Origin of the sequence: Streptomyces sp. NPDC048506 (assembly GCF_040651315.1) — a bacterium.
Classification (GTDB): Bacteria; Actinomycetota; Actinomycetes; order Streptomycetales; family Streptomycetaceae; genus Streptomyces.
On sequence record NZ_JBEZIX010000013.1, the window covers coordinates 91709 to 113907 of the forward strand.

The 22199-nt window shown below is 74.3% G+C and carries 22 protein-coding genes; 9 read left to right on the plus strand and 13 right to left on the minus strand.

The window, feature by feature from the left end:
* Window positions 1–86: 86 nt before the first annotated feature.
* The gene (locus AB0C96_RS13050; RefSeq protein WP_362916663.1) at window positions 87–896 is read right to left on the minus strand and encodes an NAD(P)-dependent oxidoreductase; all 810 of its coding nucleotides are present in this window, start codon (window positions 894–896) and stop codon (window positions 87–89) included.
* Window positions 897–1226: 330 nt separating this feature from the next.
* Here AB0C96_RS13050 and AB0C96_RS13055 point away from each other — a divergent pair, with 330 nt between their 5' ends.
* Both AB0C96_RS13055 and AB0C96_RS13060 read left to right on the plus strand, forming a co-directional pair.
* Window positions 1227–2204 (plus strand): 5-dehydro-4-deoxyglucarate dehydratase, encoded by a 978-nt coding sequence (locus AB0C96_RS13055; RefSeq protein ID WP_362916665.1) that lies wholly within the window; start codon window positions 1227–1229, stop codon window positions 2202–2204.
* The gene (locus AB0C96_RS13060) at window positions 2204–3454 is read left to right on the plus strand and encodes a hypothetical protein (protein WP_362916667.1); all 1251 of its coding nucleotides are present in this window, start codon (window positions 2204–2206) and stop codon (window positions 3452–3454) included. The genes AB0C96_RS13055 and AB0C96_RS13060 overlap by 1 nt, the downstream gene beginning before the upstream one ends.
* A 28-nt stretch (window positions 3455–3482) precedes the next feature.
* Here AB0C96_RS13060 and AB0C96_RS13065 read toward each other — a convergent pair whose 3' ends face one another.
* The 4 genes from AB0C96_RS13065 to AB0C96_RS13080 form a co-directional block, all read right to left on the minus strand.
* Window positions 3483–4037, minus strand: coding sequence for a hypothetical protein (locus AB0C96_RS13065; protein ID WP_362916669.1), 555 nt, complete (start codon window positions 4035–4037; stop codon window positions 3483–3485).
* Window positions 4038–4229: 192 nt separating this feature from the next.
* A complete protein-coding gene (locus AB0C96_RS13070) occupies window positions 4230–4940 on the minus strand; it encodes a response regulator transcription factor (RefSeq protein ID WP_362916671.1) in 711 nt (236 codons plus the stop codon).
* Window positions 4937–6190, minus strand: a complete 1254-nt coding sequence (locus AB0C96_RS13075; RefSeq protein ID WP_362916839.1) for a histidine kinase — start codon at window positions 6188–6190, stop codon at window positions 4937–4939. The genes AB0C96_RS13070 and AB0C96_RS13075 overlap by 4 nt, the downstream gene beginning before the upstream one ends.
* A gap of 338 nt (window positions 6191–6528) precedes the next feature.
* Window positions 6529–7299, minus strand: a complete 771-nt coding sequence (locus tag AB0C96_RS13080) for an IclR family transcriptional regulator (protein ID WP_362916673.1) — start codon at window positions 7297–7299, stop codon at window positions 6529–6531.
* Window positions 7300–7448: 149 nt separating this feature from the next.
* Between AB0C96_RS13080 and AB0C96_RS13085 the strand changes: the two genes are divergently transcribed.
* Entirely contained in the window at window positions 7449–8990 is a 1542-nt protein-coding gene (locus AB0C96_RS13085; RefSeq protein WP_362916675.1) for an aldehyde dehydrogenase (NADP(+)), read from the plus strand.
* Window positions 8991–9001: 11 nt separating this feature from the next.
* On the opposite strand, the gene AB0C96_RS13090 is transcribed toward AB0C96_RS13085, so the two are convergent.
* Window positions 9002–9259, minus strand: coding sequence for a hypothetical protein (locus AB0C96_RS13090; RefSeq protein WP_362916849.1), 258 nt, complete (start codon window positions 9257–9259; stop codon window positions 9002–9004).
* On the opposite strand from AB0C96_RS13090, the gene AB0C96_RS13095 reads away from it, so the two are divergent.
* Window positions 9182–9580: a GNAT family N-acetyltransferase gene (locus AB0C96_RS13095; protein WP_362916841.1), complete on the plus strand. Its 399-nt coding sequence runs from the start codon at window positions 9182–9184 to the stop codon at window positions 9578–9580. The genes AB0C96_RS13090 and AB0C96_RS13095 overlap by 78 nt on opposite strands.
* Here the strand turns inward: AB0C96_RS13095 and AB0C96_RS13100 are convergent.
* Entirely contained in the window at window positions 9525–10211 is a 687-nt protein-coding gene (locus tag AB0C96_RS13100; RefSeq protein WP_362916677.1) for a class I SAM-dependent methyltransferase, read from the minus strand. The genes AB0C96_RS13095 and AB0C96_RS13100 overlap by 56 nt on opposite strands.
* Before the next feature lie 80 nt (window positions 10212–10291).
* On the opposite strand from AB0C96_RS13100, the gene AB0C96_RS13105 reads away from it, so the two are divergent.
* The 3 genes from AB0C96_RS13105 to AB0C96_RS13115 all read left to right on the plus strand — a co-directional run bounded on the left by AB0C96_RS13105 (window position 10292) and on the right by AB0C96_RS13115 (window position 13320).
* Window positions 10292–10996 carry a DsbA family oxidoreductase gene (locus AB0C96_RS13105; RefSeq protein ID WP_362916679.1) on the plus strand — a complete coding sequence of 235 codons (705 nt, stop codon included), beginning with the start codon at window positions 10292–10294 and terminating at the stop codon, window positions 10994–10996.
* A 52-nt stretch (window positions 10997–11048) separates the two neighbouring features.
* The gene (locus tag AB0C96_RS13110) at window positions 11049–12110 is read left to right on the plus strand and encodes an aminotransferase class V-fold PLP-dependent enzyme (RefSeq protein WP_362916681.1); all 1062 of its coding nucleotides are present in this window, start codon (window positions 11049–11051) and stop codon (window positions 12108–12110) included.
* Between the two features lie 142 nt (window positions 12111–12252).
* On the plus strand, window positions 12253–13320 hold the full coding sequence (locus AB0C96_RS13115; RefSeq protein WP_362916683.1) for an alkene reductase: 1068 nt from the start codon (window positions 12253–12255) through the stop codon (window positions 13318–13320).
* Between the two features lie 111 nt (window positions 13321–13431).
* Here AB0C96_RS13115 and thpD read toward each other — a convergent pair whose 3' ends face one another.
* From thpD to ectA, 4 genes are all read right to left on the minus strand, one after another.
* Complete coding sequence (gene thpD, locus AB0C96_RS13120; RefSeq protein WP_362916685.1) at window positions 13432–14331, minus strand: ectoine hydroxylase; 900 nt, start codon at window positions 14329–14331, stop codon at window positions 13432–13434.
* A gap of 87 nt (window positions 14332–14418) precedes the next feature.
* Complete coding sequence (locus AB0C96_RS13125) at window positions 14419–14835, minus strand: ectoine synthase (protein WP_362916686.1); 417 nt, start codon at window positions 14833–14835, stop codon at window positions 14419–14421.
* A 46-nt stretch (window positions 14836–14881) separates the two neighbouring features.
* Window positions 14882–16150: a diaminobutyrate--2-oxoglutarate transaminase gene (gene ectB, locus AB0C96_RS13130; protein ID WP_362916688.1), complete on the minus strand. Its 1269-nt coding sequence runs from the start codon at window positions 16148–16150 to the stop codon at window positions 14882–14884.
* A gap of 143 nt (window positions 16151–16293) precedes the next feature.
* Window positions 16294–16857 (minus strand): diaminobutyrate acetyltransferase, encoded by a 564-nt coding sequence (ectA, locus tag AB0C96_RS13135; protein ID WP_362916690.1) that lies wholly within the window; start codon window positions 16855–16857, stop codon window positions 16294–16296.
* Between the two features lie 542 nt (window positions 16858–17399).
* Between ectA and AB0C96_RS13140 the strand changes: the two genes are divergently transcribed.
* Together AB0C96_RS13140 and AB0C96_RS13145 are read left to right on the plus strand one after the other, a co-directional pair.
* A complete protein-coding gene (locus tag AB0C96_RS13140; RefSeq protein ID WP_362916843.1) occupies window positions 17400–18491 on the plus strand; it encodes an amidohydrolase family protein in 1092 nt (363 codons plus the stop codon).
* Between the two features lie 306 nt (window positions 18492–18797).
* Window positions 18798–19802: an SCO1860 family LAETG-anchored protein gene (locus AB0C96_RS13145; RefSeq protein WP_362916845.1), complete on the plus strand. Its 1005-nt coding sequence runs from the start codon at window positions 18798–18800 to the stop codon at window positions 19800–19802.
* Window positions 19803–19971: 169 nt separating this feature from the next.
* Here AB0C96_RS13145 and cobC read toward each other — a convergent pair whose 3' ends face one another.
* Both cobC and AB0C96_RS13155 read right to left on the minus strand, forming a co-directional pair.
* Entirely contained in the window at window positions 19972–21153 is a 1182-nt protein-coding gene (gene cobC, locus AB0C96_RS13150; protein ID WP_362916692.1) for an Rv2231c family pyridoxal phosphate-dependent protein CobC, read from the minus strand.
* 2 nt (window positions 21154–21155) lie between these two features.
* Window positions 21156–22055 carry a sirohydrochlorin chelatase gene (locus tag AB0C96_RS13155; RefSeq protein ID WP_362916694.1) on the minus strand — a complete coding sequence of 300 codons (900 nt, stop codon included), beginning with the start codon at window positions 22053–22055 and terminating at the stop codon, window positions 21156–21158.
* Window positions 22056–22199 lie beyond the last annotated feature (144 nt).

Sequence of the window (22199 nt, forward strand, 5' to 3'; positions counted from 1 at the left end):
TGCGCGGAGGGTTGGTACACACACCAGGACGCCGCCCGGGCCGCGCGGGTTCCGCGGCGTGGTGCGGGCCACTCGTCGGCGGGCGGTCAGTGCGGCCACTGCGGCGGGTCGGTGCAGAAGGCGCCGCCGAGGTGGGCGTGTTCGGGGTTGCCGGGGTCCAGTTCGCCCTGCGCGGCGATGAGCCGTGCGGCGTACGGCTCGGAGTCGTCCTGGGGTGCGTAGCCGAGGGCGCGGGCGGTCGACAGGTCCCACCACAGGCGGGTGTTGGCGGAGGAGCCGTAGACGACGGTGTGGCCGACGTCGGGTGCGGTGAGCGCGGCGTGCAGCAGGCGGGCGCAGTCGGCGGGACTCAGCCAGATCGACAGCATCCGCACCGTCGTCGGCTCCGGGTAGCAGGAGCCGATGCGGACGGAGACGGTCTCGATGCCGTGCAGGTCCCAGTAGAGCGAGGCGAGGTCCTCGCCGAACCCCTTGGACAGGCCGTAGTAGGTGTCCGGGCGGCGGGGGGTGTCGACCGGGATGGCGCCGGAGCCGTCCGCGGGGCGCGGGGTGAAGCCGACCGCGTGGTTGGAGGAGGCGAAGACGACCCGGCGGACGCCCGCCTCTCGCGCCGCCTCGTAGAGCCGGTAGGTGCCCTCGATGTTGGCGCGCAGGACCTTCTCGAACGGGGCCTCCAGGGAGATGCCGGCGAGGTGGACGATCGCGTCGACCCCGCGGACCGCCTCGCGCAGCGCCTCCTCGTCGGCCAACTCGGCGGTGATCGCGTCCGGTTCGCCCTCGACGGGCCGCTGGTCGAAGAGGCGCAGCCGGTACCCGTAGGGCGGCAGCAGTGCGCGCATCAGGGTGCCGAGCCCGCCGGCGGCGCCGGTGAGCAGAACGGTGCGGGGGGCGGTCATGGGTGGGTACTCCTTCGGCTGGGCGTCACGGTGGACGGGGGCGGGCTGCGGTGCGGGTCGCAGGGCGGCGCGGCGGCACGGCAGCCGCAAGGACGGTCGGTTCATGAACGATATGCCGAACGCCATTCATATGCGTGGACATGACGGCGTTGCGCGATCACGCTAGGGAGCCGGCTCGGAGCCGGTCAAGACACTTGACGGACCGGGTAAATCCGCTTGTGTCACGGCAGTTGTGTGCCCTTGACCGGTGCGGGTGACTGCTCTAGCGTGCTGACGTTCAGAGATATGGATGCCGATCAGAAACATGCACGAGCATTCCAGGGAGAGCCCGTGACCGCACACCCTCCCCCAGCTCCTGCTGGGTGGTCCCCGCAGCTCGCCGACCGCCTCGACGGACTGCTGTTCTTCCCCGTGACCGCGTACGCACCCGACGGCGCCCTGGACCTGGCGGCCTTCCGCGCCCATGTGCGGGCCGGTGTCGACGCGGGCGCGGCGGCGGTCTTCGCCTGCTGCGGCACCGGCGAGTTCCACGCCCTCGCGCCCCGGGAGTTCGCCGACTGCGTCGCCGCGGCCGTCGAGGAGGCCGGCGGCCGCGTCCCGGTCGTCGCCGGCACCGGCTACGGCACCGCCCTCGCCGTCCACTTCGCCCGCCTCGCCCGGGAGGCCGGCGCCGACGGGCTGCTCGCCATGCCGCCCTACCTCGTCGTCGCGGACCAGGAAGGGCTGCTGCGGCACTACGCCGAACTCGCCGCCGCCAGCGCGCTCCCCGTCATCGTCTACCAGCGCGACAACGCCGTCTTCACCCCCGCCACCGTCGCCGCCCTCGCCAGGACGCCCGGCATCATCGGCCTCAAGGACGGCCTGGGCGACCTCGACCTGCTGCAACGGATCATCAGCGCGGTCCGCACCGACGCCCCCGACGCGGACTTCCTGTACTTCAACGGCCTGCCCACCGCCGAGCTCACCGGCCCCGCCTACCTGGGCATGGGTGTCCGCCTGTACTCCTCCGCGGTCTTCGCCTTCGCCCCCGAGATCGCCCTCGCCTTCCACCACGCCCTGACCGCGAGCGATCGCGCGACCGTGGACCGCCTGCTCGACGGCTTCTACCGCCCGCTGGTCGAACTGCGCAACCGGGGCCGCGGCTACGCCGTGTCGCTGGTCAAGGCGGGCGTACGGCTGCGCGGCCTGGACGTCGGGGAGGTCCGGCCACCCCTCGCCGAACCGGCGCCCGCCCACCTTGAGGAGCTGGCCGAGCTGATCGACCACGGCCTGGCCCTGGTGGCGGCCGGGCCGGGGGCGGGCGCCTGATGCGCACCGCTGCCTTCCTCTACCCCTGGGACGTGGTCGGCGACCCGCACGCCGCCGGACGCCTCGCCGCCCTCGGCGTCCAGCAGATCACCCTGGCCTCCGCCTACCACTCCGCCCGAGCCCTCACCCCGCGCCACCCTCACCACCGCATCGTCACCGCCCGGCACGCCGCCGTCCTCTACCCGCCGGACGCCGCCCGCTGGGCCGGCCGGGACCTCAGGCCCCACCCCCAGGACTGGGTGGCCGGACCCGACCCCTTCGGCGCGGCGGCACGGGCGCTGACCGACGCCGGGCTGGAGGTGCACACCTGGGTCGTCCTGGCGCACAACTCCCGCCTCGGCGCCGAGCATCCGTCCACCGTGGTCCACAACGCCTACGGCGACCGGTACCCGTGGGCGCCGTGCATCGCCCGCCCAGAGGTGCGCGACTACCTCGTCGACCTCGCCGCCGAGGCCGCGGTGCGACCCGGTGCCCGGGGGACCGAGCTGGAGTCCTGCGGCTGGTACGGGCTGGCCCATCTGCACGCCCACGACAAGATCGCCGGAGTGCCGCTGTCGGGCGCGGCCCAGTACCTGATGTCGGTGTGCTTCTGCACGGTGTGCGCCGAGGGCTACGGTGAACTGGGCATCCCCGCACCGGAGTTGCGTAGCGCCGTGGTGCGCGCCCTGGAACCGCTGTGGACGACCGGTGGCGTCGGGCCGGCGCCCGGGGCCGCGCCGGGGCCGGAGCCCGTCGGAGGTCCTCGGGGGAGGGCGGGGGAGTGGGCGGCCGTCGAGGCGCTGCTCGGCGTGGAGCCGGCCGGGGTGCTGCGCACCTGGCGGGACCGGGCCGCCCGTACGCTTCAGCGCGCCGCGGTGCGCGCCGTACGGGACGCCGCGGCGGACGGCTTCCGGGTGCTGCTGCACGCCGATCCGGCGGCGCACCGCTGCGGCGCCAACGTCGGGGTGGACCCGGTCGAGGTGCTGACGTACGCGGACGGCGTGGTCCTGCCGTGCACCGGCGGTGCCGCCGTCCGCACGGACGTCCTCGCCCCGTTCGCCGACCGTTCCGCCGCGTCCCCCGCCGCGGTGAAGACCGTCGCCGCGAACCTCACCGTGGTCTCCGGCATGGGCGGCAGCCCGCACACCCTGGCCGCCGACGCCGCCCACGCCGCCGGTCTGGGCGCCGACGAACTGCGGCTCTACCACGCGGGGTTGGCGAGCGACGCGGACCTGGCCGCGGTGGCGAAGGCGCTGCGCGAGCCGGGGTGACGGCGGCGTCGGGCGGCCGGGCCCGGCCTCAGGTCCGGCCGGCCGCGCGCCGGCGGCGGAGGAACCCGATGCCGCCGGCCACCGCGGCCAGCAGCGCGCCGGTGCCGGCGGCGATCTCGGTGGTGGGGGCGCTCTCGCTCGCCGCGGCGCTGCCGGCGGCGGCCGTCAGCCTGCCCAGCGGCGGCAGCGCGGCGCGGGCGCGCTGCCGGTCGCGCCGGTCGCCGCCACCGTCGCCCGAGCCGACATGGACCGTGCCGATGATCTCCGCGCCGCCCTCGCAGGCGCCGCCCACGCCGTAGGTGCCCGGCCGGACATCGGCCCTGATCGCCAGCCGGGCGGCCAGCCGGCCCCGGCCGGAACCGCGGGTCAGGACGAGGGTGCCGCCGCCCAGCGCGCTGGCGTCGACCCGGGCGGAGCGGCCGTTCCCGCAGTCCGCGGTGGACAGCGACACCGTGCTGCCGGGCCGCGCCGGGTCGGGCGAGGCCCCGACCGCACCGACGTCACCGGCGTACGCCGTGCCGGACGTCAGGCCGAGGGCGCAGGCGGACAGCACGGCGCCGGTGAGCAGTCGGGTGGAGCGCATCTCAAGGACCTCCACGAGGCGCGGGCGTGACACACCGTCGCGCCACGGAAGGGGGTGGGGTTCCGCGCCTCCTGAGTCCCAGATACGCCGACGGGGCCTGGCCGGGCCCGCTGACGTGGTGTGTTCGGGTGACGGAGTGGTCCGGGCGGGTACCGGGGCGGACCTGGGCGTGCCCGTCCGGACCGGGCGGGCTCACCCCGGCCGGACGAACCCGCACTCGTACGCGGCGATCACCGCCTGGGTCCGGTCCCGCACCCCGAGCTTGGCCAGCACCCCCGCCACATGGGTCTTCACGGTGGCCGGCCCCACCCCCAGCCGGTCCGCGATCTCCGCGTTCGTCATCCCGGCCGTCATCAGCCGCAGCACCGCCTGCTCCCGCTCGGACAGCCGGGCCCGCAGCGCCCGCACCGTGTCCTGCGCGGCCCGCTGCCCCGCGTGGTGGGCGGCCAGCCGGCGCACCGCCGCCGGGAACAGCAACGAGTCGCTGCGCGCCACCAGCCGCACGGCCTGGACCAGGTCCTCCGCCCCGGACCGTTTGAGCAGGAACCCGCTGGCACCGGCCCGCAGCGCGTCGTACACATAGGCGTCGTTCTCGAAGGTGGTGACGACGATGATGCGCGGCGGCCGGTCCATCCCGGCGAGCACCTGCTCGGTCGCGCGGATCCCGTCGATCTCCGGCATCCGCACGTCCATCAGCACCACGTCCGGGCGCAGTTCGCGGATCACCGGCACCGCCTCCGCGCCGGTCGCCGCCTCGCCGACCACCTCCATGTCGGCCTCCGCGCCCAGGATCGCGCGCAGCGCGGTACGCACCATCCGCTCGTCGTCGGCGAGGACGATCCGCAGTGGGCGGACGCCGTCGCCGCCGGCCTGGTGCGGGCCGTCGTCCTGCATCGTGGTCATGCCCCGTTCCCCTCGTTCGTGGTGCGGTCCGCCCGGAACCCGTCGTCGTGCTCCTCGCGCGGTGCCGGGGCCAACGGCAGCCGGGCGGTCAGCCGCCAGACGCCGTCGCCGTCGCCGGCACCGGCCGTCGCCTCGCCGCCCAGCAGCCGGGCCCGTTCGGCGATCCCGCGCAGCCCCCGGCCGCCGCCCGAACAGGCTGACCGGACGGCGGACGGGGAGGCGGAGGCGGTCTTCGTGCCGGGCGACGGGTTCTCCAGCAGGAGCGTCAACTCCCGCTCGTCCCGGCGCAGACGGAGCCGTACCGGCACCGGGCCGGCGTGCCGCAGCGCATTGCTCAGGCCCTCCTGGACGATCCGGTACGCCTCCCGCGACACCACCGGCGGCAGCCCCGTACACCGCCCCTCGACCGTTGCGGCCACCGCCATGCCCGTCGCACGGGTCCGGTGCAGCAGCGTGTCCAGGTCGTCCAGGGTCGGCGCCGGCGCCGTCGGATCGCCGCCGTCCTCCTCGCGCAACAGGCCCAGCACGGTGTCCAGTTCGGCGACCGCCTCGCGGGTGGTGTCCTCGATGGCGGCCAGGGCCTGCCGGGCGAACTCCGGGTCCGCGTCCAGGACCCGGCGGGCCGCGGCGGCCTGAAGGGTGACCGCGCTCAGCGCGTGCCCCACCGCGTCGTGCAGTTCGCGGGCCAGCCGGTTGCGGGCCGCCAGGTCCGCGGCCCGGTGCTCGGCCGCGGTCAGCCGGTCGGCGGGCGTGGGCCCCAGCAGCACCGGGGCGCAGCGGGCCAGCAGCGCCCCCGCCGCCCAGGCGGTGCCCAGGAGCACGGCCAGCAGCACCAGCCCGGCGAGCGGGCCGAACACGCTGGGCAGGGCCCCCGTCCAGGGCAGCCCGGAGTGCTGCAACGGGCGCGACACCGGCAGCAGGATCAGCACCACCGCGGCCGGCGGCGCGGACAGCGTCATCCCGCTGACGATCCCGCCGGCCAGCAGATGCGCCACGAACCACAGCGCGCTGCGCCACCGGGCCGCCCAGGTGAGGGCCGGTCCGTCCGCCAGCCGGGCGGCCGGCACCCCGCACAGCGACCGGACCGCCGCCGCCTCCAGCGGCCGCAGCAGCGGGAACACCAGCCCGGCCAGCGCGGCCAGCGGCAGTGCGCAGCCGAAGGTGACGAACTGCCAGGGCACCTCGCGCATCGGGTCGGCGCCGTCCACGAGCAGCGGCACGGCGACCGCGGTCAGCAGGTAGAACGGCATCAACAGGGCGCCGCCCAGGATGAGATGGGCCCATCGGCCGCCGGCCAGCCGGAGCCACGCCCGCCGCCGGCCGGTCAGGGGCACGGCGCGGCCCCGCGTTCGGCGAAGCGGTGGGCACCGGATGGGGGCACTGCCCGTGGCCCGTTCGGGGCCACGGGGAAGGCCGGCATCTCCACGCGTATCCCCGCGATCATCTGCACAGCGTAGGTCAGGCTCGACGGTGGCGTGGCCGGTCGGTGGACTCATAGCCGAAAGGCTCCCGGAGGTGCGGCCCGGCCGCCTCGGCCGCAGCGACGAGCCGCCTCCGCCGTGTGGGGGAGGCGCCGCCGGTCGTGGGGTCAGAGCCGCCGGGTGGCCAGCGTCAGCCGGTCGCGGGCGTCGAACAGCATGTCCTTGATCATCTGCTCGTGGTCCGGGGTCAGCCGGGCCACCGGCACCGAGCAGCTGATCGCGTCCCGGGCGGGGGTGCGGTAGGGGATCGCGACGCCGAAGCAGCGCAGGCCCAGGGTGTTCTCCTCGCGGTCGACCGCATAGCCCTGCTCGCGCACCGCGTGCAGCTCCTCGATCAGCTTCTCGCGGTCGGTGAGGGTGTGCTCGGTCAGCTCCGCGAGGGTCGGCGGCAGCATCGCCCGCACCTGGTCGTCGGTGTACGTCGCCAGCAGCGCCTTGCCCAGCGAGGTGGAGTGCGCGGGCAGCCGCCGGCCGACCCGGGTGAAGGGGCGCAGGTAGTGCTGCGACTGACGGGTGGCCAGGTAGACGACGTTGGTGCCGTCCAGCCGGGCGAGGTGGATGGTCTCGGTGGTGTCGTCGGAGAGCCGGTCCAGCGTCGCCCGGGCCGCGGCCACCACCTCGTCGCCGTCGATGTACGAGGTGCCCACCAGCAGCGCGCGGACGCCGATGCCGTAGCGGGTGCCGGTCGCGTCGGTCTCGACCCAGCCCAGGTCGACCAGGGTGCGCAGCAGCATGTAGAGGCTGGACTTGGGGTAGCCGACGGCTTCCTGGACGGAGGCAAGGGAGTGCATTCCGGGGCGTGAGGCGAAGTATTCGAGCAACTCCACCGTCCGCACCGCGGACTTGACCTGCGATCCACCGGTATCGGCAGCTGACATCGCCCTTGACCCCTCTGTTCGGACAGCCATAGAGTCCCAGATGTTCATGGTCCGGGACATCGTTCAGCATATCGAACGCCGTCCAGTGGGCGGCAAGACCGATCGGGCCCGGAACCACTCGGCACGGCATCGCCCGGGAGGAATGCACGGTGGCAGCAGCACCAGTCTGGAGTGTCGACCCCCGCACCGGGAAGCGGCGGGAACAGGTTGCGGTGGAGGCCACAGCCGACGAGGTGGACACCGCGGTCCGGGCCGCGCACGCCGCCCGTGGCGCGCTCGCCGACCGCGGCGCCCGCGCCGCCCTGCTGCGCCGCGCCGCCGACCTCCTCGACGAGGCCGGCGCCACGGTCATCGAGGCCGCCGACGCCGAGACCGCGCTCGGCCCCGGCCGGCTCACCGGCGAACTCGGCCGCACCACCTACCAGCTGCGGACCTTCGCGGACCTGGTCGACCAGGGCGGGTTCCTCGACGTCCGCATCGACCGCCCCGACCCCGGCCTCACCCCGCCGCGCCCCGACCTGCGCCGCTACAGGATCCCGCTGGGCCCGGTCGCGGTCTACTCCGCCAGCAACTTCCCGCTCGCCTTCTCCGTCCCCGGCGGCGACACCGCCAGCGCCCTCGCCGCCGGTTGCCCGGTCGTCGTCAAGGCCCACCCGGACCACCCGGCCACCTCCGAGCTGTGCGCCGCGCTGCTGCGCCGCGCCGCCAGCGACACCGGCCTGCCGGCGGGCCTGCTGAACCTGGTGCACGGCTTCCAGGCCGGTATCGACCTGATCCGCCATCCGCTGATCGCCGCGGCCGGCTTCACCGGCTCGGTGCGCGGCGGCCGCGCCCTGCACGACGAGGCCGCGGCCCGCCCGCACCCGATCCCCTTCCACGGCGAGTTGGGCAGCCTCAACCCGGTCGTGATCACCGAGGCCGCGGCGGAGGAGCGCGCCGAGCAGATCGGCGCCGGGCTGGCCGCCTCCATGACGCTCGGTGTCGGCCAGTTCTGCGTCAAGCCCGGCCTGGTCCTGGTGCCCCGGGGCGAGGGCGGCGACCGGCTGCTGACGTCGCTGACCGCCGCGGTCAGCGACACCGAGTCCGGGGTGCTGCTCGACGACCGGATGCGCGACGCGTTCCTCGACGGTGTCCGCACCCGCGCCGCGCTCCCGGACGTCGAGGCCCCGGTGACCCCGGGCGCCGGCGGGGAGCACACCGTCAGCCCCGGATTCCTCACCGTCCCCGCCGCCCGCCTGGCCGCCGACGGACCGCACGACCTCCTCCTCCAGGAGTGCTTCGGCCCGGTCACCGTCCTCGTCCGCTACGCCGACGAGACCGAGATCGGCGCCGTGCTCGCCCGGCTCCCCGGCAACCTCACCGCGACCCTCCAGCTTGGCGAGGCCGAGGGCGCCGGCGCCGACGACGGGGGCCGCGGCGCCCGGCTGCTCGCCGAGGTCACCCCGCTCGCCGGCCGCGTCGTCGTCAACGGCTGGCCGACCGGCGTCGCCGTCGCCCCCGCCCAGCACCACGGCGGCCCCTACCCGGCCACCACCTCCACCGCCACCTCCGTCGGCGGCACCGCCGTCGAACGCTGGCTGCGCCCGGTCGTCTACCAGGACGCCCCGCCCGCACTGCTGCCGCCCGAGCTGCGCGAGGACAACCCGCTGGGGCTGCCCCGCCGCATCGACGGCCGTCCCGAGGAGGCGTAGCCATCCGCGCGTCAGACGGGGCCGCCGCCTCGGCCGGCGTCCGCATCCGTGCCGCCGGCCGCGCCGACCTGACGGCCATCGCCGCCCTGCACGCCGCCGCCCACGCCGCCCACCACCGCGCCCGCCACCCCGACGCGCCCTTCGACGCCCCCGCCGAACACGCCCGCCGGCACGCCGCCTGGGACCGCGTCCTGGGTCGCGCGGACACGCCCACCCTCTGCGCCGTCCGGCACGGCGCCGTCGTCGGCGTCGCCGCCTACCTCCCGCACGCCTCGACGGCGCGGGGGGACCGCCCGCGCACCGACCGCCCCCGCCCCACCGTGACGCTCCATCAGCTCCATGTCGACCCGGCCCACTGGGGCACCGGAGTCGGCCACGCCCTGCACATCGCCTGCCTGCGCGCCTGGCGCACCGCCGGCTTCGCCCGCGCCGTCCTCGACGTCCGCTGGCACAACCACCGCGCCCGCACCTTCTACGGCCGCCTCGGCTGGCGCCCCGACCCCGACCGCCGCCCCGCCCCGGACGCCACCCACCTCACCCTGGCGCTGGAGCTGCGACCGGCCGGCCGGTCGGCTCCCGCCGGGCGATGAGCTGGAGCCGCTCGGCCGTCCGCCCGTCCAGCGTCGCCACCGAACCGGTCCGCTCCGCCACCACCGAGAAGCCCGCCGCCCGTACCAGCCCCCGCAGCCGCTCCGGCGCGTGGTGCCGGAACACCCCGCCGTCGGGGGTCGCGAACACCCCGAACGTCCCGTACCACTCCGCGAACCGCGCATACCGCTCCTGGTTCAGCGCGTCGCCCTGCAACGGCACGTCACTCAGGTACAGCACCCCGCCGGGCCGCACCAGCCGCCCCAGCTCCGCCACGATCGTCGACTGCTCGGCGTCCCCGGGCACGCAGGTGAGCACCGCGAACAACAGCGCCGCGTCGAACGTGCCCGCCTCGAAGGGCAGCGGATGCCCGGGGCACCGCATCAGGTCCAGCTCCGGATGCTCCTGCCGGCCGCGCGCGATCAGCGCCGCCGAGACGTCCACCCCGCGCACCTCCCGGTACCCCAGCCCGACCAGCTCGGCGGTGAGCCGCCCGTAGCCGCAGCCGTAGTCCAGCACCCGCGCGGACCGCGGCACATGGGCGTCCAGCAGCGCCCGGTCGAGCGGATGGGTGAACGTCTTGGCGGACCCGGTCGTCTCCCAGAAGTCGAGGAATCCCTGTGGCGAGGTCATGCCCGGACGGTACCCGCGGAATAGTCCGCCACCCCACGACGTTGGACCCGAAACACGTCCCCGATGAGGAAAGTCAGCTCATGCGCGTCGAAATCTGGTCCGACATCGCCTGCCCCTGGTGCTACATCGGCAAGGCCCGCTTCGAGGCCGGGCTCGCCGCGTTCGCGCACCGCGACACCGTCGAGGTGGTGCACCGCTCCTTCGAGCTGGACCCCTCGGCGCCCGCCCCCACGGACGTCCCGGTGCTCGACATGCTCGCCGCGAAGTACGGCGTGAGCCGCGCCCAGGCCGAGGCCATGGAGGCCCGGGTCGCCGAGGCGGCCGCGGGGGAGGGGCTTGCGTACCGCTCCGACCGCGTCCACGGCAACACCTTCGACCTGCACCGCCTGCTGCACGCCGCACGGGCCCACGGTGTCCAGGACGCCCTGCTCGACGCCCTCTACCGCGCCAACTTCGCCGAGGCCCGCCCGCTCGGCGACCCCGCCGTGCTGACCGAGATCGCCGTGGCCGCCGGACTGCCCGCCGCCGAGGCCGCCCGGGTCCTCGCCGACCCCGACGCCCACGCCCAGGACGTCCGCGCCGATGAGCGCGCGGCCGCCGAGCTCGGCGCCACCGGAGTGCCGTTCTTCGTCATCGACCGCCGCTACGGCATCTCCGGCGGCCAGCCCGCCGAGGTCTTCCGCCAGGCCCTGGAGCGCGCGCACGCCGACGGCGCGGCCTGGGTCCTGGCCGCCGGCGACGCGGAGACCTGCGGGGACGACGGCTGCGCGGTCCCCCGGGCCTGAGCGCGGCCGCGGGACCGTGGACGTGGCCGGCCCCGCCGAGCACAGTGGGATCATGCAGCGACATGAGCCACTCGGCGGGGCCGAATTCGCGCCCGAGACGACGTACCTGAACTCCGCCTCCAGCGGACTCCTCCCCCGCCGCAGCGCCGACGCGCTGCGCGCGGCCGTCGACGAATCCACCTCCCACGGCACCATGGGCCGCGACTACTTCGCGGCCGCCACCGCCTCCCGGGCCGCCTTCGCCCGCCTGATGGACATCCCCGCCGAGCGCGTCGCCATCGGCAGCTCGGTCGCCGTACAGTCCGCCCTGATCGCCGCCTCGCTCCCGCCGGGCGCCGAAGTCCTCGCCCCCGAAGGCGATTTCAGCTCCCTGATCAACCCCCTCGGCACCCACCCCGGCATCACCCTGCGCACCGTCCCCCTGGAGGCGCTCGCCGACGCGGTGCGCCCCGGCACCGCGCTGGTCGCCTTCAGCGCCGTACAGTCGCTGGACGGCCGGATCGCCGACCTGACCGCGGTACGGGAGGCCGCCCGGGCCCACGGGGCGCGCACCTTCGTCGACGCCACACAGGCCGCCGGCTGGCTGCCGCTGCGCGCCACCGACTTCGACTACCTCGTCAGCGGCGCCTTCAAGTGGCTGCTGTGCCCGCGTGGGACGACCTTCCTGGCGTTCGGCGGGGAGCGGACGGACGGGCCGGACCGGCCGGCCCCGCTGCACGCCGGCTGGGTGGCCGGCGAGGACCGCGGCGACTCCAACTACGGCCTGATCACCCCGGCCGCCACCGCCCGGCGCTTCGACGAACCGCACGCCTTCTTCTCGTACGTCGGCGCCGAGCAGTCCCTCGCCCTCATCGAGGAGCTGGGCGTGGCCGCCATCCACGACCACAACACCGCGCTCGCCGCGTACTACCGCGAGGCACTGGCCGACCGGGGCCTCGACCCCCGGCCCGCGCCGGGTTCGGCGATCGTCTCCACCCCGGGGCTCACCGGTGCCGAACCCCGGCTCGCCGAGGCGGGCGTACGGATCTCGGTCCGCGGCGGCCTGCTCCGCGCGGCCTTCCACCTCTACAACTCCACCGACGACGTGGACCGGCTGCTGGGACTGCTGACGTAGGCGGTCCCGGGGGACAACCGGGTGGGTCGGGTGGGGGACAAGCTGCGCGGGTCGGGTGGGAATAGGCGGGCCGGCCGGTGGTGTTGAGGCCGATGATCAACGGGTAACGACCCTGTCCCGAGCAGCAGTTGAGAGGCCCTCAGTGACCACCGCATTCGACCCCGTCGACCTCGCCGGCATCCCCCTCGCCAACCGCATCGTGATGGCGCCGATGACCCGCAACCGCGCCACCGCCGACGGCGTCCCCACCCCGTCCATGGTCCGCTACTACACCCAGCGGGCCTCGGCCGGGCTCATCATCGCCGAAGCCACCCAGACCGCCGTCGTCGGCCGTGGTTACCCGCTCACCCCCGGTCTGCACACCCCGGAGCAGACCGCCGGGTGGCGCGCGGTCACCGACTCCGTGCACGCCGCCGGCGGCAGGATCTTCGCGCAGCTGTGGCACGGCGGTCGGATCGGCCACCCGGTGCTGCTGCCCGACGGCCTGGTGCCCGTCGCGCCCTCCCCGGTCGCCGCGGCCGGGCAGGGCTTCACCCAGGAGGGTCCGACGGACTTCGTCACCCCGCGCGAGCTGACCGGCGCGGAGATAGCCGAGACCATCGCCCAGTTCGCCGCCGCGGCCCGGAACGCCCTGGACGCCGGGTTCGACGGAGTGGAGATCCACGGCGCCAACGGCTATCTGATCCACCAGTTCCTGGCGCCCAACACCAATCTGCGCACCGACGAGTGGGGCGGCTCCGACGCGGCGCGGGCCCGCTTCGCCATCGAGGTCGTCAGGGCCGTCGCCGACGCGATCGGCGCCCACCGCACGGGCCTGCGCATCTCACCCGGCAACCCCTTCAACGACATCTCCGAGCCGGCACCGGAAGCCACCTACACCGCCCTGGTCGAGGCCGTCGCCCCGCTGGGCCTGGCTTATCTGCACACCTGCGACGTCCGGGACCAGGAGCTGCTGGCCGGGCTGCGCAAGCGCTTCGGCGGCACCTTCGTCCTCAACCCGGCCACCGACGGCCGGCCCACCGGCCCCGAGGAGCTGGCGCTCGTCGAGGAGGGCGCGGCCGATCTGCTGGCGTACGGTGCGCTGTTCCTCGCCAACCCCGACCTGCCCCGGCGGCTGGCGGCCGGCGGCCCGTTCAACACCCCCGACCGCGCGAGCTTCTACGGAGGCGACGACACCGGCTACCTCGACTACCCGGCCCTGGACGACTGACCGCCCCCGCGCACGACGGGGCGCGGCCGCCGCACGGTCCCTGCCGTGCGGCGGCCGCGCCGCCGGTACCCCTATGCCTGTACGTCTGCTACGTCGATGCCCGTACGTCTGCTACGTCACCGGCGTGAAGTCCCTGGCTCCGATGAACTCCGGCCGCCGGACCGGAGCCGCGAACGGCTCCACCGCCGCGTTCTCCACGCTGTTGAAGACCAGGAAGACGTTGCTGCGCGGGTACGGCGTGATGTTGTCGCCCGAGCCGTGCATCGCGTTGCAGTCGAACCAGGTCGCCGAACCGGCCTCACCCGTGAAGAGCCGGATGCCGTACTCCGACGCCAGCTTGGTGAGCGCCTCGTCCGACGGCGTGCCCGCGTCCTGCATCTGAAGCGACTTCTTGTAGTTGTCCTTGGGCGTGGCACCCGCGCAGCCCAGGAACGTCCTGTGCGACCCCGGCATGATCATGAGCCCGCCGTTGGTGTCGTGGTTCTTGGTGAGCGCGATCGACACCGACACGGTGCGCATGTTCGGCAGACCGTCCTCCGCGTGCCAGGTCTCGAAGTCCGAGTGCCAGTAGAAGCCGGTCGCACCGAAGCCCGGCTTCACGTTGATCCGCGACTGGTGGACGTACACCTCCGACCCCAGGATCTGCCGGGCCCGCCCGACCACCCGCGGATCGGCCGCCAGCCGGGCGAACACCTCGCTGATCTTGTGCACCTCGAAGATCGAGCGGATCTCCTGGGAGCGCGACTCCACGATGGCGCGCTCGTTCTGCCGCATCGCGGGATCGTTGATCAGCCGCTCCAGCTCGGCGCGGTAGCCCACCACCTCGTCCGGGGTGATCAGCTGGTCGATCGCGAGGAACCCGTCCCGTTCGAACCCCGCCAGGTCGTCGGCCGTGATCGGCCCCGCTGCCCCCGGCTCGGACCACACCACCGGGTCCTTGCGGTCGAGCAGCACCTCTTCGGTGCCTCGGGTCGGGTACAGGTCGGCGGTGCGCTCGGGTGCGGTGGTCATGGTGGTGCCTTCCTCTCCTCTCGTACGGATTCCGGCGTACGCACGCGGTGCGTGCCCTCCTCGGCTGCCGGACGGGGCAGGGGGACTTCAGACCGGCTCGGGCTCCGTGTCCGGCTCGGTCAGCAGCGGGTACACCCCGTTCTCGTCGTGGTCCTCACGGCCGGTGACCGGCGGGTTGAAGACGCACAGGCAGCGGAAGTCCTTCTTGATCCGCATGGTGTGCTTCTCGTGCCCGTCGAGCAGGTACATCACGCCGGGCGTGATGGTGTGCTTCTCGCCGGTCTCGTCGTTGGTCAGCTCGGCCTCGCCCTCGACGCAGACCACCGCCTCGATGTGGTTCGCGTACCACATCGAGGTCTCCGTACCGGCGTACAGCACGGTCTCGTGCAGCGAGAAGCCGACGCGCTCCTTGGCGAGCACGATGCGCTTGCTCTCCCACGTGCCGGACTTGGCCCTGACGTGGCGGTCGGTGCCTTCGATGTCCTGGAAGGATCGGACGATCACGGTGAGTGGTGCCTTTCTGTGAAACGGTCGGGGAGCTCTGCCGTGCTCAGGCGCAGTCGCGGACCGCGCGGCCGAGGACGCGAAGGCCCTCGTCCAGCTCCTCGGGGGTGGTCGTCAGGGCCGGGAGCAGCTTGACGACCTCGCTCTCCGGGCCGGAGGTCTCGATCAGCAGACCCAGCTCGAAGGCGCGCTTCGCGATCTTGTCGGCGAGGGGCTTGTCGTTGCACTCCAGACCCCACACCAGACCGCGACCGCGGTACTCGGCGAAGGTGCCCGGGTGCTCCTGGACGATGGCCTTCAGGTGCGCTTCGACGATCTCACCGCGGGCGAGGGTCTGCTTCTCCATCTGGCCGTCGGCCCAGTAGGTGTCCAGCGCCGCGGCGGCGGTGACGAACGCCGGGTTGTTGCCGCGGAACGTGCCGTTGTGCTCGCCCGGCTCCCAGATGTCCAGCTCCGGCTTGAACAGGGTGAGCGCGAGCGGCAGGCCGTAGCCGCTGATGGACTTCGAGACGGTGACGATGTCCGGCACGATGCCCGCCTCCTCGAAGGAGAAGAAGGCACCCGTACGGCCGCAGCCCATCTGGATGTCGTCGACGATCAGCAGCAGGTCCTGGCGCTCGCACAGGGCGGCGAGCGCCCGCAGCCACTCGGCGCGCGCCACGTTGATGCCGCCCTCGCCCTGCACGGTCTCCACGATCACGGCCGCCGGCTTGTTGAGGCCGGAGCCCTGGTCCTCCAGCAGCCGCTCGAACCACAGGAAGTCGGGCACCTGCCCGTCCAGGTAGTTGTCGAACGGCATCGGGGTGCCGTGCACCAGCGGGATGCCGGCGCCGGCCCGCTTCATGGAGTTGCCGGTGACCGCGAGCGCGCCCAGCGACATGCCGTGGAAGGCGTTGGTGAAGGACACGATCGACTCGCGGCCCTTGACCTTGCGGGCCAGCTTCAGCGCCGCCTCGACGGAGTTGGCGCCCGTCGGACCCGGGAACATGACCTTGTAGGGCAGGTCGCGCGGCCGCAGGATGATGTTCTGGAACGACTCCAGGAACGCCCGCTTGGCCGTGGTGGACATGTCCAGACCGTGGGTGACGCCGTCCCGTTCGATGTAGTCGATCAGGGCGCGTTTGAGCACCGGGTTGTTGTGGCCGTAGTTGAGCGAGCCGGCACCGGCGAAGAAGTCGAGGTAGACGTGCCCGTCCTCGTCGATCATGCGGCTGCCCTGTGCGCGGTCGAAGACGGTGGGCCAGCCACGGCAGTAGCTGCGCACCTCCGACTCAACGGTCTCGAAGACGCTCAGATCGGGCTGGGTGATGGTCACAGCATGCTCCTGGGAGATGAGTGCGGGGGATGGGGAGGTTCTGTCGGGGCGGGCCGTGCCGGCGGGCTCACGGGCGGGTGGCGGGCGGAGCCTGGCCGGTCGCACGGCCGTTGCGGCGTCGTCGCCGCGGTGGCTCGGGGGAGCTACTGCCCGGGGGCCGCTGGTGCGAACGGGCCGATGAGGTGCAGCACCTCCGGCTCGTGGCCCTGCTCGGGGAACAGCCCCGCGTCGAAGAGCACCTCACGCCTGACCGGCACCGAGTGCCGCTCGGCGAAGGACGCGAACAGCCGGTTGGACGGCGTGTTGTCGGGGGTGACGGTGGTTTCGACGAAACGTATGCCCAGCTCGTCCGCGACGCGGGTGGTCAGCCCGTCCAGGAGCGCGGCCGCCAGTCCCTTGCCGCGGTGCGCGTCGTCGACGGCGACCTGCCAGACGACGAGGGTCTCCGGGTGCTCGGGACGGACGTAGCCGGTGACGAACGCGGCCGGCTCCCCCGCCGCGTCGCGGGCGACGACGGAGGTGGCGGCGAAGTCGCGACACCACAGCAGGTAGCTGTACGACGAGTTGAGGTCCAGTGCCTTCGAGTCGCGGGCGATGCGCCAGATTGCGGCACCGTCGGCCACTCGTGGGGTGTCGAGCTTGAAGCCCTCCGGCAATTCTCTGATATCGCTGCGGGCACTTGCATGGTCTGCTTGTGCGGCGGTCATAGAAATTAAATTTACCCAGGGGAAAAGGAAATTGCATCGCGGGCAGGGGTTACGCGAGCGTGCGGGATGTGTTATCGCGCGGGCGCGCCCGGGTACGCGATGGGTCCAAATTTCGTCCCGATTTGACCGGTAGATTTGGGGCAAAACGGGCACCCTGTGTAGTCGGTCACAGCTCCGTAACGCCCGCGAGATGCGTCCGAATTACGAGATTCGGCACTAGCGAAATCTTGGCGTTTGAGCTCCGTAAAAGCGGGCAGAAGAATACGGGAAGCTGCGCTTCCGAGAATAGGGAAATTCGCCTGCAGAAGGTCTGACCGGACTCATGGAAACCTGTGGGGCACGCGCCTGACAAGACCTGCGACGCGATCCGTGAGAACATGCGGTGGGTTTTGTTGGAACAGTGCGCGAATTCGCGCCGGCGAGCCTCGCGCGACGCCTGGTGCGATGCCTGGCGCGGGTGTGCCCGGCGCCCCTGCCCTCGCCCGGCGGCCACCGCCCCCACCGCCCGGGTCGCGCCCCCCTAAAGTGCCTGTATGACGTCCATGAGTGAAGGTGCGGTGCTGCACCTCAAGGGGAGGGTCCTCGTCGGGCCGGACGACGTGCGCGACGAGCTGTGGGTCGTCGACGGCCGGGTCACCTACGACCGGCCGACCATGGCACGCGATGCCACCACCGTGCAGGGCTGGGTGCTGCCCGGCCTGGTCGACGCCCACTGCCACGTCGGCCTGGACGCCCACGGCCCGGTGGACGACCCGACCAGCGAGAAGCAGGCGCTCACCGACCGTGACGCCGGCACCCTGCTGATCCGCGACGCCGGATCCCCGTCCGACACCCGCTGGGTCGACGACCGGGAGGATCTCCCGCGGATCATCCGCGCCGGTCGCCACATCGCCCGCACCAAGCGCTACATCCGCAACTACGCCCATGAGATCGAGCCCGAGGACCTGGTCGCCTACGTCGCCCGGGAGGCCCGCCGCGGCGACGGCTGGGTCAAGCTCGTCGGCGACTGGATCGACCGCTCCACGGGCGACCTGTCCGCCTGCTGGCCGCGCGGCGCGGTGGAGGCCGCCATCGCCGAGGCGCACCGGCTCGGCGCCCGGGTCACCGCCCACTGCTTCGCCGAGGACTCCCTCGCCCCGCTCGTCGAGGCCGGTATCGACTGCATCGAGCACGCCACCGGACTGACCGAGGACACCATCCCGCTGTTCGCCGAGCGCGGCGTGGCCATCGTCCCCACCCTCGTCAACATCGCCACCTTCCCGGAGCTCGCGGCCGGCGGCGCGGCGAAGTACCCCCGCTGGGCGGACCACATGCGGCGTCTGCACGCCCGCCGCTACGACACCGTCCGGGCCGCCTACGACGCCGGCGTGCCCGTCTTCGCCGGGACCGACGCCGGTGGCTCCCTCGCCCACGGCCTGGTCGCCGACGAGGTCGTCGAGCTGACCAGGGCCGGGCTGCCCGCCGTGGCCGCGCTCTCCGCCACCACCTGGGGCGCCCGGGACTGGCTCGGCCGCCCCGGCCTCACCGAAGGTGCCTCGGCCGACCTGGTGGTCTACGAGAGCGATCCGCGCGAGGACGTCCGGGTCCTGGCGGCGCCACGCCGGGTGGTGCTGCGGGGGCGGGTCGTCGGCTGACGGTGTCGCCCCGGGGCGCCCCCTGCTGCGGTGACCGTGAACGGGGGCGGTCAACCCGCCTCACCCCTGCGGTGGGGCGGCTGTGGCGTGAGGGGGTGTCGTGCCACACGAATCGAATACGGACACGGAAACCACCCTTTGGGGTGAACTAACCTCACGTGGCTGCTCGTTCACCCTCAGTGCGGACACGATGTGCGGGTCGAGGTCGTCGGCCGGCGCGATGTCCCCCATCGGCGCGGCCGGCGGCTCCACTTCTCTCGTGGGGGTTCCACACACGTGTCCAGCAGCTCCACCTCCTCCTCCGGCATGCCCGGACGCCTCGCCGCGACCCTCGTCGCCACGGCGCTCACGGCCGGCCCCGCCGTCCTGCTCGGCGCCGCGCCCGCCCATGCCACCGGAGGCCACGGCCCGGCCCGCGGGACCGCCGACGCGGTCGTGCTGCGCACCGGCCTGAACGTCGGCCTGCTCAACAAGACGCTCGACGTCCCGCTGAACGCCGTCCTGAACGACGTGCACGCCCCGGCCACCGCGGCCAAGACCGCGCTCACCGTCAAGCTCGACGGCATCGACCAGGGCCGCCCGTTCAGCCTGCTGCGGGCCGATGTCGCCACCGCCCGGGCCACCGCCGACCGCCGCGGGACGGAGGGCTACGCCAACCTCGTGCACGCCAAGGTGCACCTGCCCGGCCTGCCGCTGCTCTCCCTGATCGAGGTCCAGCAGGTCACCGCCAAAGCGGTGTGCGAGGCCGGCAAGCGGCCCCGCGCCGAGGCCAATGTGCTCGGCAGCGTGCTCGTCCTCGGCAAGAAGGTCACGCTCACGGCGGGCGGTACGACCGACGTCAAGGTGCCGGGCGTGGGCGAGGTGCGGCTCGACCTGTCCAAGAAGAGCACCACGTCCACCGGCGCCGCGGCCACCGCACTCGACCTGAACGTCTCGGTCAACCCGCTGAAGCTGAACGTCGCCGACGTGCAGGGCCGGGTCACCCTCGCCCGGGCGAGCTGCACCGCGCCGCACGGTGAGCCGTCCGACCACAGCGGCTCCGGCGGCACCTCCGGTGGTGCCACAGGCGGCGCCACCAGCGGCAGCACCGGCGGTTCCTCGGGCGGCAGCAGCGGCGGCAGCAAGCCCGCCGGGGGCGGCACCGAGGTGAGCCGGACCGGGTCCGGCACGCAGAACCTCGCGGAGACCGGCGGCAGTTCGGCCACCCCGTACCTCGCCGGCGGCGCGGCCCTGCTGCTCGCCGCGGGTGCCGGTGCGCTGGTCCTCGCCCGTCGGCGCCGCGGCGACGCCCCGCAGGGCGCCCGCGGTTGACGGCCCCGTACCCCGTGCCGGTGCTGTGGGGGCGCCGTGTGCGGGGTACGGCCCGGGGTGCGCCTCCCCGACCCCTGCGGTCGGTGCGGTGTACCCCACCCCCCCCGCCGGGGAGCCCGAGGCGCGTGGCGCGACGGGGTCCCCGGCGAGGCGGCGCCGGGCCCGCCGGTCAGTGCTGCGGGCCGTCGGCCACGCTCTCGGACAGCACCTCGGTCAGCGCCGTCACCAGGCGGTCCGTGGTGGCGCGGTCGCGTACCGCGAGGCGGAGCCAGTCGGGACCGAGGCCGGGGAAGGTGTCGCCACGGCGTACCGCGAAGCCCCGGGACCGCAGTGCGGTGCGCACCCCCTGCGCCCCCGGCAGGTGGACCAGGACGAACGGTCCCGCCGCCGGACCGGCCGCGCGGATCTGCCCGAACGCGCCCAGCCGGGCCAGCAGATGGGCCCGGTCCGCGGCGATCTCCTCGGCCGCCGCGGCGGCCTCCGCCAGCGCCGGGGGCGCACTACAGGCCTCGGCCGCGGCCAGCGCGGGGGCGGAGACCGGCCACAGCGGCTGCGCACGCTGGAGGGTGGCCACGGTGTCCGGCGCCGCCAGCAGGTAGCCGATGCGGAGTCCGGCCAGCCCCCAGGTCTTGGTCAGGCTGCGCAGCACGACCAGGCCCGGCAGGTCCGTGCGGCCCGCCAGCGTCTCCCGTTCACCGGGCACCGCGTCCATGAACGCCTCGTCGAGCACCAGCGTCCGGCCGGGGCGGGCCAGCCGGGCCAGCGATGCGGCGGGGTGCAGAACGGAGGTCGGGTTGGTGGGGTTGCCGACGATGACGAGGTCGGCGTCCTCGGGCACCGCCCCCGGATCCAGCCGGAAGCCGTCCCGCTCGGTGAGCAGCACCCGCCCGACGTCGTGCCCGGCGTCCCGCAACGCCGCCTCCGGCTCGGTGAACTGGGGGTGCACCACGACCGGCCGGCGGGCCCCCGACGCGCGCGCGATCAGGACGAAGGCCTCCGCGGCGCCCGACGTCAGCAACACCCGCTCCACCGGCAGGCCGTGCCGCTCGGCGACCGCCGCCCGCGCCGCCCGGTCGTCCGGGTACGCGGCGAGGCCGTCCAGCGACGCGGCGATCCGGTCCTTGAGCCAGGCTGGGGGAGTGCCCGCGCGGACGTTGACCGCCAGGTCCGTCAACCCGCCGTCGGCGTCCCGCACCTCGGCGTCGCCGTGGTGCCGCAGATCGGGTTCGGAAGGCGCCGGGGCGGCGGCGGTGCGGGGTTCCTCCGGTGCGCCACCGCGGCCGTCGGGCCGGTGCTCGGGGGCGGCCGGGCCGGGGTGGCGCGGGCGTACCGGGTCGGTGGTCGTCGGCATGCTCACCGGTCCCCGGCGCCCGCTGCCGTCGAGGCGTGCCGCGCTGCGCCGTCGGCGTCCTTGGTGTTCTCGGCGCCCTTCGCGGCCCCGCCGGGCAGCGGGCCGCTCGCCACGATCTCCCGGTAGCGCTCCATGACCACGTCGGCGACCTCGGGCTCGGTGCCGATCGCCTGCGCGCCGTAGACCTCGACGTCCGGGTGCGCCGCGGCCCAGCCCTCGGTCTGCATGCACAGCCGCTCGAACGGGGCGCCGGGGAAGAGGAAGTACGGCGCGACCACGATCCGCCGCTGCGGGGCGGCCACCCCCGTAGCCGCGGCGGCCAGCGCCCGGCAGCGGTCCAGCCCGGCCGGCACGTCCGGCGCCGCCTGCGCCACGAACGCGGTCTCCACCCCCGCGAAGCCCCGCCCCTCCCACAGCAGCCGCGCGGCCCGGGCCACTTCGGCGTTGGCGTGCGGATCGGTCGCGCCGCGCCCCACCAGCAGCACCGTCGTCCGGGCCCGGTCCTCGGGCCGGCGGGAGCCCGCGCCCAGCGCCTCGTCCAGCCGCCGCTCCAGCGCGTCCAGCAGCCGGGGGTGCGGTCCCAACTCGGCGCCACAGGCGTAGTGCAGCCCCGGGTGTCGTTCGGCCGCCCGCTCCAGCGCGGCGGACAGCGGCTCGGCCACCGGGCCGGACGGGGCCAGCAGCAGCGGTATCGCGGCGATGTGCGTCGCGCCCCGGGCGACCAGCTCGTCGACGGCCTCGGCGACCGGAAGCGGCGCGCCCGGCGCACCGAAGAACCCGCCGGCGACGGGCACTTCGGGGTGGCGCTCGCCGAGCACGCGCACCAGCGTGCGCAGTGCTTCGGCGGCGCCGTCGTCACGGGTGGCGTGACCGGCGATGAGCAGTGCGGGAGGGGTGGTCACTAGGTCTCCTTGGTACCGGTGGGATCGCTGGGGGCGCCTGATCGCCGTCGTCCGCCGCCCGCCGTCCGCCGTTCCGGTCCACGGCGGGGCGTTGGGGGAGGTCACGACGATATCGGCACCGGTGGAGGGGGCGGCGGCCGCTCC